General features: G+C 33.7%; 10 protein-coding genes. 4 read left to right on the top strand and 6 right to left on the bottom strand.

Translation table 11 applies throughout. From position 1 onward, the window contains the following. From FPG59_RS08410 to FPG59_RS08390, 5 genes are all read right to left on the bottom strand, one after another. On the bottom strand, positions 1-418 hold a 418-nt coding region (locus tag FPG59_RS08410), incomplete at its 3' end, for a hypothetical protein (protein WP_140344616.1). A gap of 21 nt (positions 419-439) precedes the next feature. Next, positions 440-2464 (bottom strand): M3 family metallopeptidase, encoded by a 2025-nt coding sequence (locus FPG59_RS08405; protein ID WP_086454171.1) that lies wholly within the window; start codon positions 2462-2464, stop codon positions 440-442. A 97-nt stretch (positions 2465-2561) separates the two neighbouring features. Then, a complete protein-coding gene (gene purE / locus FPG59_RS08400; protein WP_176330719.1) occupies positions 2562-3047 on the bottom strand; it encodes a 5-(carboxyamino)imidazole ribonucleotide mutase in 486 nt (161 codons plus the stop codon). 107 nt (positions 3048-3154) lie between these two features. After that, positions 3155-4306: a 5-(carboxyamino)imidazole ribonucleotide synthase gene (locus FPG59_RS08395; protein ID WP_086454169.1), complete on the bottom strand. Its 1152-nt coding sequence runs from the start codon at positions 4304-4306 to the stop codon at positions 3155-3157. A 103-nt stretch (positions 4307-4409) separates the two neighbouring features. Continuing rightward, on the bottom strand, positions 4410-4943 hold the full coding sequence (locus FPG59_RS08390) for a hypothetical protein (protein WP_086454168.1): 534 nt from the start codon (positions 4941-4943) through the stop codon (positions 4410-4412). Positions 4944-5048: 105 nt separating this feature from the next. On the opposite strand from FPG59_RS08390, the gene hpt reads away from it, so the two are divergent. From hpt to obgE, 4 genes are all read left to right on the top strand, one after another. Continuing rightward, positions 5049-5579, top strand: coding sequence for a hypoxanthine phosphoribosyltransferase (hpt, locus tag FPG59_RS16950; protein ID WP_086454167.1), 531 nt, complete (start codon positions 5049-5051; stop codon positions 5577-5579). A 12-nt stretch (positions 5580-5591) separates the two neighbouring features. Continuing rightward, the gene (locus FPG59_RS16945; RefSeq protein ID WP_086454166.1) at positions 5592-6164 is read left to right on the top strand and encodes an adenylate kinase; all 573 of its coding nucleotides are present in this window, start codon (positions 5592-5594) and stop codon (positions 6162-6164) included. A gap of 52 nt (positions 6165-6216) precedes the next feature. After that, complete coding sequence (locus FPG59_RS08375; protein ID WP_086454165.1) at positions 6217-7491, top strand: hemolysin family protein; 1275 nt, start codon at positions 6217-6219, stop codon at positions 7489-7491. 64 nt (positions 7492-7555) lie between these two features. Next, positions 7556-8557, top strand: coding sequence for a GTPase ObgE (gene obgE / locus FPG59_RS08370; RefSeq protein WP_086454164.1), 1002 nt, complete (start codon positions 7556-7558; stop codon positions 8555-8557). Positions 8558-8625: 68 nt separating this feature from the next. Here the strand turns inward: obgE and FPG59_RS08365 are convergent, their stop codons facing one another. Beyond that, complete coding sequence (locus FPG59_RS08365) at positions 8626-13650, bottom strand: alpha-2-macroglobulin (protein ID WP_140344615.1); 5025 nt, start codon at positions 13648-13650, stop codon at positions 8626-8628. Positions 13651-13680 lie beyond the last annotated feature (30 nt).

Raw genomic sequence — 13680 nt, 5'->3', positions numbered from 1 at the left:
CTATAACTCCATATTTATCAACCATACCACATTCAAAACAGAGTTTCAAAACACTGACAGTTTTATTATTTTTCTTTAAAATTAATATATCTCTGTATGACGGAACGCATGCTGTTAAATGACTTTCGTAATTAATATCATTTGTTAGGAATTCATCAATTTTTTTAATCTTTTCTTTGGGCACAGGATTTTTTATGTAACCATATGCAATAAGCTCTTGATCAAAAGTTTGAAAATTTATTTTATGTCCATTAACGCTTGAAAAGACTTCATTAAATTTTTTTACAGTATCATTTTTACTAGCAATTTCATCAGTAATGACAAAATGAATAATGTCATCGAAATTATTAGTATTTCTTTCTTTTTTGCAGCTCAAAAGAAACAATGCTACAATTGAAGAATAAAATAATTTTCTCATAACTTGATCATTATGTGATTTCTACAAAAGACCAGCGCGTTTCAACAACGCATCTGCCTTTGGTTCTTGACCTCTGAATTTTTTATACAATTCCATTGGTAATTCAGTGCCACCTTTAGAAAGGACGTTGTCTTTGAATTTCGTTGCCACTTCTTTATTGAAAATTCCTTTTTCCTGGAAATAAGCAAATGCATCAGCATCTAGAACTTCGGCCCATTTGTAACTGTAATATCCTGATGAATAACCACCTTGAAAAATATGTGAAAACGACGTGCTCATGCAATTCTCAGCAACATCAGGGTATAAACTCGTGCCTGCCATAGCTTGTTTTTCAAAAGCTTTGACATCTTCAATGGTTTGAGATTTCCCGTGATAGGTCATATCTAAAAGTCCAAAACTGATCTGTCTTAAAGTGGCCATACCTTCTAAAAAACTTGCACTTTCTTTGATTTTTTCTACATATTCTTGAGGGATAACTTCACCCGTTTCATAATGTTTTGCAAACAAAGCCAATGCTTCTGGTTCGTAGCACCAGTTTTCCATTACTTGGCTTGGCAATTCCACAAAATCCCAATAAACCGAAGTTCCAGATAAACTTGGATAAGTTGTATTGGCTAACATTCCGTGTAAAGCGTGACCAAATTCGTGGAATAAGGTCGTAACTTCATTGAAAGTTAATAAAGATGGTTTAGTCTCTGTTGGCGGTGTGAAATTACAAACAATCGAAACATGTGGTCTTTCATTGATTCCATTTTTTATTGCTTGTGATTTATAAGAAGTCATCCAAGCGCCATTTCGTTTGCCTTTTCTTGGGAAAAAATCAGCATAGAAAAGAGCAACTAATTGTCCTTCAAAATCCAAAACTTCAAAAGTTTGAACATCTTCGTGGTACTTGTCAATATCAAAAACTTCTTTAAAAGTAATTCCGAATAGTTTGTCAGCAATCGTGAAAGCTCCGTTTAAAACATTTTCTAACTTGAAATAAGGTTTCAAAATCTCATCATCAAAGTTGAATAGTTTTTGTTTTAATTTCTCAGAATAATAGGCGCCATCCCATTTTTCTAATTGATCAATTCCGTCTAGGTCTTTTGCGAAAGCGGTTAATTGAGTAAATTCTTTTTGAGCAGCAGGTTTTGCTTTTTCTAATAAATCATTTAAAAAAGACAGCACTTTTTCAGGATTTTGAGCCATTCTTTCTTCCAAAACAAAATCAGAATGTGATTTGTATCCCAATAAATTAGCGCGTTTATGACGTAATTCAACAATACGTTTTACGTTCTCTTTATTGTCGAATTCGTTGTCTTGAAATGATTTTTTTCCGGCAGCAATGGCAATTTCTTTTCGTAATTCACGATTGTCAACATAGGTTACAAAAGGCAAGTAACTCGGGAAATCAAGAGTGAAAACCCAACCTTCCAATTCTTTTGATTTAGCCAAACTTGCGGCCATTTCTTTGGCGCCATCAGGTAAACCTTTTAAATCCTCTTCGTTGGTGATATGTAATTGATAGTTGTTGGTTTCAGCCAAAACATTTTCGCCATACGTCAATTTAATTTTGGCTAATTCGGTGTCGATATCGCGTAATTTTAATTTGTCTTCTTCATTCAATAAGGCTCCATTTCTAGAAAATCCTTTGAATTTTTTGTCTAATAAAGTAGCTTCTTCCGTAGTTAATATCAACGAATCTTTTTGATCATAAACGGATTTAACTTTTTTGAACAAATATTCGTTTAAGGCAATATCATTACTAAATTCAGTTAACAACGGAGAAACCTCTTGAGCGATTTTTTGCATTTCGTCATTAGTTTCAGCTGAATTCAAATTGAAGAAAATTGAAGATAATCTATCCAATTGTTCACCAGCAAAATCTAAAGCAACAATCGTGTTTTCAAAAGTTGGAACATTAGAATTAGTAATGATGGCATCAATTTCAGCTTTTGCGGCAGCGATGTTTTCGATAAAAGCAGGTTTGTAATCTTTTAGTTTTATTGCCGAAAATGGTGCTGTATTGTGTTTGGTATTGAATGTTGAGGTAAGTGTTTTCATTTTTGTATCACAGAGTTTCACAAAGTTTTTTTCACAAAGTTTCTCAGAGAATTTTGTGTGACTCTGTGTTGAACTTCGTGTAACTTTGTGCAATTAATTATTTTTTCAATTCAGATGCCGCTTTATCAACAGCTTGTTTTAATCCTTCTTTATAAAAAATGATTTTGTCTAACACACATTGATCGTGACTACCGATGATTTGCGCGGCAAGGATTCCGGCATTTTTGGCTCCATTAAGCGCAACTGTTGCTACTGGAACGCCACCAGGCATTTGAAGTATTGACAAAACCGAATCCCAACCATCAATAGAATTGCTCGATTTTACAGGAACGCCAATAACAGGAAGCGGTGACATAGAAGCAACCATTCCAGGTAAATGCGCCGCGCCACCAGCACCAGCAATGATTACTGAGATACCGCGATTGTGAGCATTTTTACTAAAATCAAATAATTTTTCAGGTGTTCTGTGTGCCGAAACGATATCAACTTCAGTTTCGATATCAAATCCTTTTAATATGTCGATGGCTTCTTGCATTACCGGCATATCCGAAATACTTCCCATGATGATGGCTACTTTCATTATTTTTTATTTAAAGATTTAAAGATTTAAGAATTTAAAGATTTTAGAGTGGAATTTTAAATTTTGTTGCAAACCAATTTTTCAATCTTTCAATTTTTCAATCTTTTAATTTATGAAATCACTCTTATACTATTCTTAACTTCTTCCGCAATTCTCCTCGCTTCAATCATGTTTTCATTTACAATTGTAACATGACCCATTTTTCGGAAAGGTCTTGTTTCTCTTTTGCCGTAGATGTGAGGTGTAACGCCATCAATTGCCATTATTTTTTCGATGTTTTCATAAAGTACTGGACCCGAAAAACCTTCTTCGCCAACCAAATTTACCATAATTCCGGCAACTTTACTATCCGTATTTCCTAAAGGTAGGTTTAAAATGGCGCGTAAATGATTTTCAAATTGAGAGGTGTAACTTGCTTCAATAGAATAATGCCCGGAATTGTGTGGTCTTGGAGCGACTTCATTGACTAAAATTTCATCGTCTTCGGTTTGAAACATTTCCACAGCTAATAATCCAACGTGATTAAACGCTTCAGAAACTTTTAATGCTATTTCGATTGCTTTTTGCGCCACATTATCATCAATTCTGGCGGGACAAATCACATATTCAACTTGATTGGCTTCAGGATGGAATTCCATTTCAACAACAGGGTAGGTTTTTACTTCGCCCGAAGCAGAACGAACAACAATAACTGCCAACTCATTTTTGAACGGAACCATTTGTTCAGCGATGCATTCAACATCTGGTAATTTTACTAAGTCTATTGCTGAGCGACATACTTTTACACCGTTTCCATCATAGCCAAATTGAGCACATTTCCACACAAAAGGAAATTCTAATTCGTCTTTCTCTAATGATTTTCTTAAATCATTTAAATCTACAAAACGTTGATGAGGTGAAGTTGGAATGTTATTTTCGACATAAAAATCTTTTTGACGACCTTTATTCTGAATCATTCGCAATGTTTTTGGCGATGGGAATATTGGTAAACCTTCCGATTCTAGTGCGTCTAAAGCATCTAAGTTTACATTTTCAATTTCAATAGTTAATAGATTTGCCATTTTTCCAAATTGATAAACGGTGTCATAATCCATTAAACTTCCTTGGTAAAAAGCATTGCAACTGTATCTTGCAGGTGATTCTTCATTTGGTTCTAAAACCAAGGTTTGTATGTCAAACTTTCGGGTATCGGTCAATAGCATTTTGCCTAATTGTCCACCTCCTAGAATTCCTAATTTAAAATCAGATGAAAAGTAGTTCATTGTGTTGTTGTTTTATTTCTTTACAAATAACGTGTTGCGGTTATTTGTAAGTAGTAGTTGTATGTCCTGCAAAGATACTTGTTAATGGTCAAACCGAAAAATACTAAGCAATTTTCTTCATGATTTCTCTAGCAACTGCTTTGTAAGCAGATGAATATTTAGTGTAATCATCAGTTAGTATTCTGGCCAGATTAGCATGGATTTCTGTATTTTTTTTACCCATTTGGTAAAGTGTTCTTATGGCATAAGCCTTTGTGGCTACTTTTCCGTTAGGATCTATGAGCCAGTCATAGCTGCTTTCTATCAAGAGTTTTTCTTGCTTTTCGGTAAGGGAAGCATGTAGTGATAGAAACATGCAAATTTTTGATATGGATCTCAAGGCACTGTAGTTTGTATATAAAGGTAAGGTCTCGCAAAATTGATCTAAATAATTAAAAAGTAGATGCAAGTCTTTTTCTAAAATCATTTCTAAGATCCAACAAGCTTTGTGATGATTTTTGTCTGATGTTGAAAGAACAATTTTAAAAAAATCTGGCATCAAGTCTGGATTGCTCAAAATGTATTGAGAATTTACTGCTTTACTGGCTACGTGAGCCGTGCTTTCTTGTATTTTTTGATACAATTCTTGATTTACCATAAAAGATTTTTTTTAATTTTAAAGTATGGCTATTCTTGTAACAATTATTCTAAGATGTAAAGTGAGAAATTGCTATCTTTGCCCATTATTTTAAATACAAAAATAATGATACAACTTCACGATAAACAATTTGTTCCATTTATTTCGGCAAAAGAAATTGATTTTGCTATAGCTAAAATGGTATCACAAGTTGAGGCAGATTTTGCTGATGAAACGCCTATTTTTGTAGGAGTGCTTAACGGTGCTTTTATGGTAGTAGCTGATTTTGTAAAACAATATAAAAAACCATGTGAGGTTTCGTTTATAAAAATGGCTTCGTATGAGGGTACTTCTTCAACGAATGAGGTAAAGCAATTGATAGGAATTAATCAAGATTTTACCGGTAGATCTGTAGTTATTATTGAGGATATAGTAGATACGGGGAATACTTTGGTTGAACTAAAAGAATTGTTTAAAAAACAAAATGTGAAACATTTTAAAATTGCAACACTTTTTTTTAAGCCTGAAGCATACCAGAAAGACATCAAAATTGATTACATCGGAATTCGAATTCCTAATAAATTTATTGTAGGATACGGTTTAGATTATGACGGACTTGGAAGAAACTTACCTGAAGTATATAAATTAAAAGAATAACTACAAAACAACATGATTAATATCGTTTTATTTGGCAAACCAGGAGCTGGAAAAGGAACTCAAGCAGAGTTTTTAAAAGAAAAATACAAGTTAACTCACATTTCAACTGGTGATGTTTTTAGATTTAATTTAAAAAATGATACCGAGTTAGGCAAACAAGCTCGTGTTTACATGGATGCTGGGGATCTTGTACCTGATGAATTAACTACTAAAATGCTAATTGATGAAGTAAATAAACATCCAGATACAAATGGTGTTTTATTTGACGGGTATCCAAGAACACTTTCTCAAGCAGAAGCATTAGATGTTTTTTTAGAATCTATTGGATCAAAAGTTGCAGCTACTATTGCGCTTGAGGCTGACGATGAGATTTTAATTCAACGTTTACTTGAAAGAGGTAAAACAAGTGGTAGAGTTGATGATCAAGACGAAGAAAAAATCAGAAACAGATACCAAGAGTACAATGAAAAAACCGCTCCTTTGATGGATTTTTATAAAAATCAAAACAAGTTTTTCATCGTAGACGGGATTGGTTCCATTGCTGAAATTACGGAAAGAGTAAGTGCAGTGATTGATAATTTATAATTGATAATTTCAAATACGCAGAACAAGAGATATAAACGAATCCATTAAAAAATTGGAAATACTAATAATATTTTTTCTGATATTACTAAACGGAGTGTTCTCAATGTCAGAAATAGCATTGATTTCAGCTCGAAAAAACCGATTAGAGACAGCAGCAAAAAAAGGCAATAAAAGTGCTAAAATAGCATTGGACCTTGCAAATTCTCCCAATAAATTTTTATCAACGGTACAAATAGGTATTACTCTGATTGGGATTTTAACGGGTATTTACAGTGGTGATAAGATTACTCAAGATGTAGAGGTTTTTGTAAGTGGTTTTGAATTTTTAAAACCGTATACACAGCCAGTTGCAGTAGGTTTAGTTGTGGTAGTATTGACTTTTTTCTCTTTGGTTTTAGGAGAATTGTTACCCAAACGAATAGGACTAAATCATCCAGAAGGGATTGCTAAGGCAGTTGCTTTGCCAATGAAAATGGTATCTATTGTGACAGCGCCTTTTATTTGGCTTCTCACAACTTCTACAGATTTTTTATTAGATGTTTTGCAAATTAAACCAACAGCTGATGGAAAAGTAACCGAGGAAGAAATAAAAGCTATTATTAAGGAAGGAACTGAGGGTGGAGAAGTTCAAGAAATTGAACAAGATATTGTGGAGCGTGTTTTTCATATTGGTGACCGAAAAATCAATTCTTTGATGACGCATCGCAAGTCGGTTGTTTTTTTACCACTTCATGCAGATAAGGAAAAGGTAAGAGAGTTTATGCTCAAGGAATTACACTCTATCTATCCTGTTTTTAATGAAAATTACGATGATATAGTAGGTGTGGTGAACCTTAAAAATATTTTTGCTCATTTTGAAAACGATGAGTTTAATTTAGCATCAATCATGACCGAAGCTCCTTTTATGATGGAGCAAACAACTGCCTATGTCGCGCTAGAAAATTTCAAGAAATCAGGGATTCATTATGCATTTGTGTCTGATGAATATGGTGTTTTTCAAGGAGTAATTACACTGAATGATATTCTTGAAGCATTGGTAGGTGATGCTTCTGATTTTTATAAGGATGATTTTCAATTGATAGAAAGAGAAGATGGTTCGTGGCTAGTTGATGGACATTATTCGTTGCATGATTTCTTGACCTATTTTGAATTAGACGAATTAATAAATGATTATGAAGTCACTACGCTAAGTGGTTTAATAATGACTGAATTGTCACACATACCCAAACAAGGTGAGAAATTGATTTGGCAAAAATTTGAATTGGAGGTTATCGATATGGATGGTGTGAAGATTGATAAAGTAATGGTGAAAGCCTTAAAAGATTAAAATAGTTTTACGCTAGTTAGTTAATTACTATTTAAACTAGAATTAAAACTGAATACTAAAAAAAATGACTGAGGGAAATTTTGTAGATTACGTTAAAATATATGTTTCATCTGGAAAAGGTGGAAAAGGATCTACGCACTTGCATAGAGAAAAGTTCATACAATATGGTGGGCCAGATGGTGGTGATGGTGGAAGAGGTGGACACGTTTATCTTGTAGGGAATAAAAGTTTATGGACGCTTTTTCATTTGAAATTTGCAAGACATATCAAAGCAGGAAATGGCGGCGATGGAAGTGGAGATAGGAGTACTGGAGCTGATGGGGAAGATAAATACATTGAGGTACCACTTGGTACTGTAGTTAAAGATAAGGAAACAGGAGAAATTTTATTTGAAATTACTGAGGAAGGCGAAAAACAAGTCCTTTCACGCGGTGGCAAAGGTGGATTAGGAAACTGGCATTTTAGAAGCTCAACCAATCAAACGCCACGATACTCTCAGCCAGGTTTACCAGGAGTAGAAATGGATGTTATTTTAGAATTGAAGGTACTTGCTGATGTAGGTTTAGTTGGTTTTCCTAATGCAGGTAAGTCAACTTTATTATCTGTTTTGACTTCGGCTAAGCCAAAAATTGCTGATTATCCTTTTACAACGTTAAAACCTAATTTAGGAATTGTGGCGTACAGAGATTTTCAATCTTTTGTTATTGCTGATATTCCGGGAATTATTGAAGGAGCTGCCGAGGGTAAAGGTCTTGGACATTATTTTTTAAGACACATTGAGCGTAACTCTACATTGTTATTTTTAGTTCCTGTTGATACACCAGATATCAAAGGAGAATATGATATTCTTGTGAATGAGTTGACCAAATACAACCCAGAAATGCTAGATAAAGAGCGTTTATTAGTTATTTCTAAATGCGACATGCTGGATGATGAGTTAAAAGCAGAATTGAAAACAGAACTTGATGCGTCTTTCAAAGATATTCCGTATATGTTTATATCTTCTGTAGCGCAACAAGGACTTACAGAATTAAAAGACAAATTGTGGAAAATGTTGAACGACTAATTTCACTTTTTTAAATTGTAAATCCGCTTCAAGAAATTGAAGCGGATTTTTTTTGTGACATTATTCATTTAGTTTATAACTTTTATACGAATCCCTTTGGTATGACTGCTGAATTCTGGGGCGTACATACTTTGAATTGTTGTAATTCCGTTTGAAAATACTCCCGCATTATTGACGCGAATATCATATTCTAATACATAGGTTCCTTTGTTTATGTAATCAAAAAAGAAATGAGTTGCAGCATCTTTTGTACTGTTGTAAAATCCTAATCCTCCCTTGTATTGGTATTCAGATAGTACATTTACGGGTTCAAAACAAGAGGCTCTTAGGTCTTTTAAATGAACAAATTCCATGTCTTCCTTTGCCCTAATAATTAATCTTACGGTAACTAAATCTCCAATTTGTAATGGAATTGCTGCATTTATTTTTTGTAAAACATCACCATTAGCTGTGTTTTTTTTGATGAACAATTCTTTTGCAACCGATAAAATACCTCCCGAATTATTTTTTATTTGATCTAATTCTTCAAAATATTGCCAATAAATCCCACCAAATCCAGGGACATTTGATTTGTTTTGAATGCTAATAGTTCCCATTTCTTTTTTGATTTCATCTGATTTCCAGTTGAGTTTTACATAACCAGTTTCAGCCTCTTTTTCGTTTTCGGAGAGTTTTTTGGTAAGTATTTTTTCGTCGCCAATTTTGATCACGGTATTGTCTTTTACATTCAACCAATCGGTTCCTTGCATTAGTAGTGCGTAGACAGCTTCGGTAGTTGCTTTTGTGGTAGGCCAGTTCTTAACTTGTTTGTTTTTTAACAACCATACTTTCATTTCGTCTACTGCTTTCTTGTCGTTTGTCACTTCGGCGAAAGCCTCAATAAGCAAAGCTTGCGTTTCAATTGGTGCTTGATGCCAATACCAGCCTACCTTGTTGGCAATCCAGTACATGCCCCAATCTTCATTGTTAGAGGCTGTTTCTTTTAAGCTTTCGATTATTCTTTTTGCGGTATCTTTTTCACCAAATCGATTTAATGTTATTGCTGCCAAACCTTTTTCATATAAGGAATAGGATAGCCAATCTTTTTTTACAGTTTCGATATACCATTTTGAAGCTTTCTTTATCGTATCAGAAAGAGGTTGCTGCTCTACATAAAAGCTACGCGTATAGAGGTAATGCAATTCAGAGTATGGATTGTGCCAAATTATTTTTTCTGATGGAGTTACTGCTGTTATCCTATTCTTATGTTGTTCTAAAAACTTTTGGTCTAAGAATGGAATACCTGTTTTAGCAATTTGTGCTATTTTTTCAGTACTGTTAGTCGTTGTGCTTAATTTTGATAAATGTCCTAGACCTGCTAAGATATGTCTTGTAATGTATTCGCTTTCATTTCCGCCGTCAAACCAGCCAAAGCCTCCAGAAGGTTTTTGTTTCTGTTTTAATTTGGAAAAAGCAATTTCTTGCGCACTTTTCATTTTCTCCAAATCAAAAAGTAAAGCTAGGTTTTTCTTTTTTTCGGCATCACTTTTTGCATCATTAATCCATGGCGTTTCGGCTAGAATTATTGACTTTAATTCTTCATTCTCCTCCAGTTTGGAGTTAGTTTTTTTGTTTGCTGTCCAAGTTTTAAAAAGACTTTCAATTTTTGGGTTGCTTGAAATAATTTCTGATGCTAAAGCATTCGAATAGAAACGTGCAAAAGTTTGTTCAGCACATTCGTGTTCGTATTCCATTAAGTATGGCAAGGATTGTATGGCGAGCCAAGTAGGATTTGAGGTGTACTCAAAGGTAAATTGATGGTTTTTTAAAGTAGTAGAGGTGTTGTTTTTTAAATTTTCAAGTGAATACTCTTTCTTAGAATTGTCTCTAACCCAAACCGGAATGCTCTCCGTGACAAGCATGCTATTCGTTAAAACAGGTACAATGTTTTCTTCACCATCTGAAAAGTCTCCTGCTTTTGCTACTATTTTATATTGAACTCCTTGTAACCCTTCAGGAATATAGATTTTCCAATTTACAGATGTGTTTCCAAATGCTGCAATAGTGAAGTTTTTGACGGTGTTATTATTTGCCATTTTAACATCAACTGCTTGCATGGTAGTAGCATCAAAAAGTTGCAAAACGGCCATTCCTTTTTTAGTTTCATTGGTGATGTTTGCAATTTTGGCTGTAATCACGATTGAATCTCTTTCTCGAAAAAAACGAGGAAAATTAGGAGTAATCATCAGTTCTTTTTGAGTAACGGTCATTTTTTCTAAATACCCTGAAACAGCGGCTTTGTTATGCGCTAACAAACGGAGTTTCCAACTGGTTAAAGCCTCTGGTGCACTAAAACTGAAACTCAGTTTCCCTTTGTCATCGGTTTTTAGATTTGGGTAAAAGAAAGCAGTTTCAGAAAGATTTTTTCTTGCTTTTACTTGTGTTAAGGCTTCAAGTGCTTTTTTTGTGGTGATGATGATGACACCATTTTTTCCCTTTTCGCCGTACAATGCGGTGGCTTTTTCGGCTTTTAAAACTTCGATGTCAATAATGTCATTTGGAGCAATTGATTTTATTTGTGCATCATTCATAGGTTCTCCGTCTACTATGTATAAAGCACCATTTTTTTCAGATGAAGTGCTATTTCCCCGAATGACAATAGGTTTTTTGAATTTTACCATATCAACCTTAGGAGCTGGCGGGGTTTCACGAACCTGTTCAACTGCTGCTGCGATGCCTCTTCCTAATGGTTCCTCAGATAGTACTGCATCAGGATCTCCTTTAATCATTTCACTTCCAAGTTTTTTATCTTTTATGTCATAGAAAGACATTCCATTTCCATAAGTTGATTCATTAAAATTAAAGCCAAACCATTTTAGGAGGGTAACTTCATTTAGAAGATTTAATGGAATTGATTCTAAATTTAAATTCTGAAAATAGATATACGTTTTGTCAAATCCTAAACTTGTTTTGAAGTAGATATTATTTCTACTAAAATCATTAAAATTTAATGCCTCCCACGACGTTTTTGTAAACTGGTCTAAAGAACTGTCATACATAGAAGCCAAAATTTCAGCCTCCAAATTAGTATTAGAAGCATTCAATTTGAATGACCAATTTTCAATAGTTCCAGGCTGAATTTTATTTCTAAAACTTTCCACTGAAATTTCCATTTTAGGTTCCTCAGATTTTAATGCAACTTCTAGTTGTTCCGTAAATGCTTGGTTCTCAAATACACTTTGGAAACCAACTTTTAGAGACTTTTCGAAATCTTTTTGAAGGGGAATAGTGACTATAGCTTGTTTGTTTTGTAAAACAATGTCTTGTTCATTAAAAGTGCCGTTTTTATAATTGGCAGTAGTATGAATATGTAATGAGTCTAATGCAGAGCGGATTTCAACGGTTACAAAACCATCCTTTTTTGGGTCTTTGTTGATTTGCTCAATAGTAAATAATTTATTTGGGTTGTACTTGTCTTTGCTTTGTATGATTGAGAAATTAGAAACAGTTTCGATAGGGTTTTCAAAACTATCTTTGGCCGAAAATACAACTTTATAATTTCCAGATTGATAATCGGTAATGAAATCGAGTGCGATGTTTTTGTCCTTTTCAGTATCTATTTTTTTAGAAAACAGTAAGATTTCATTTGGTTTTTTGGATGTTTGAGATTGGTTAACTTCGTAAGGAAATAATTTTTCAAAATCGGCATCCGAAATAGTAGCGATTTCGGGTTGTGTGAAAACTCTAGATTTGAATTTTTTTTCAAACGGACTTACGAAATATAATTTTATTTCTCCTTTTATAGCTTTAAATTCTTCATTTAAATTTGTGCTGCTCAGGGTAATTTCATTTTTGTTTTTCGTTTCGATGCTGTTAGCTATAAAAGCATTCAATACCAAATCATGGTAGCCTACTTTAATAGTAGTAACGGCAGTATGTGTTTCTCCATTAATATCGGTAACGCTTGCGTTTATTCGATAATTGAAAATAGGAAGCTGTTCCTTAGTCGCATTTTTAGACGGTTGTGCAATGAAATCAATCACAAATTTACCAGAAGCATCTGTTTTGGTTTCGCTGCTAATTAAAGTTTCTTCGGGCTCGTTACTATAGTAATTTCTGAAAGAATTCGTAAAACGAGTTATGGTGTATGTTACTTTGGCATCCGAAATAGTGCTTCCAGCAAATGTTTTGGCAGTTCCTTTTACGGTAACTGATTGATTTACCTGAAAGCTTTCTTTTTTAGGTTCAAAAGTCACTTCAAACTTCGGACGCTTGTATTCCTCAACCTTAAAATAAGTTGATGAGTTTTCAAAAGTTATATTATTTAACAAAGGTTGTTCGTCTCCTGTAATGTCAGAAGAAATATTTTTGGTGTAAGCTGCAGTTTGTTTTGCTTGAATTCTAAAATCTCCCGTCAAGCCCGTTTTTGGCAAAATGAATTCACCAGAAAAAGAACCAAACTCATTTGTGGTAACTTCAAATTCTTTTAGGTTGTTGTAATTAGGATCATGAATGCTTATTAGGAATGAAGTATTGGGAACAACACTTGATTGGTCTTTGTTTTTTTGAAATGCAATTCCTTTGAAATAAACCGTCTGTCCTGGCCTGTAAATAGCTCGGTCCAGGTAAAATTCCACTCTTCTTCTAATTTTCTTATCTATGGTTTTTGTATAATCATGTCTATTTGGTAAATTTCCTTTGTGGATGAATAGGGTGTCGTTTTTTGTTGAGAATTGTATAGGTTCGTAATCTTGATTGTAATTTTCTTTTTTATAGAAAGCGAGTCCGTTTTTATCTGTTTTTAGGGTTTTATTTAGTATTTTTATAGTAACGTCTTCAAGTGGTTTTCCTGTTTTTCTGTCTAAAACAGTGTAATATTCAGTACCATTTTGTGTATTTGCCAAGACTGAAATATTCGAAACTGTGATGGTTTCAAAACCAAATCCTTTTGTTTCATTGGAGTCAGTTTCACATTCAAAATAGACCAAATAACTACCTGTTTCTAATTGTGTTAGAAGTACTTCGGTGGTATATTCAAAACAATCTTTTTTGTCAGCAAGTTGGTAGCTTTTTGTTAATAATGGTTTTTTATTTGTCACAATTTGATTAGCCAAACTGTCACGTTTTGGGTATGTATTGTGAAA

It is taken from the genome of Flavobacterium sp. FPG59, from assembly GCF_002150205.1.
Taxonomy (GTDB): Bacteria; Bacteroidota; Bacteroidia; order Flavobacteriales; family Flavobacteriaceae; genus Flavobacterium.
Note: the sequence above shows the minus strand (reverse complement) of the source record. Positions and strands in the feature narration are given on the sequence as shown.

Excerpts from the sequence above, each read along its gene's own strand:
- FPG59_RS08405 (WP_086454171.1), bottom strand. The coding sequence starts at position 2,464 with ATGAAAACACTTACCTCAACATTCAATACCAAACACAATACAGCACCA.
- FPG59_RS08395 (WP_086454169.1), bottom strand. The coding sequence starts at position 4,306 with ATGAACTACTTTTCATCTGATTTTAAATTAGGAATTCTAGGAGGTGGA.
- FPG59_RS08390 (WP_086454168.1), bottom strand. The coding sequence starts at position 4,943 with ATGGTAAATCAAGAATTGTATCAAAAAATACAAGAAAGCACGGCTCAC.
- hpt (WP_086454167.1), top strand. The coding sequence starts at position 5,049 with ATGATACAACTTCACGATAAACAATTTGTTCCATTTATTTCGGCAAAA.
- FPG59_RS16945 (WP_086454166.1), top strand. The coding sequence starts at position 5,592 with ATGATTAATATCGTTTTATTTGGCAAACCAGGAGCTGGAAAAGGAACT.
- obgE (WP_086454164.1), top strand. The coding sequence starts at position 7,556 with ATGACTGAGGGAAATTTTGTAGATTACGTTAAAATATATGTTTCATCT.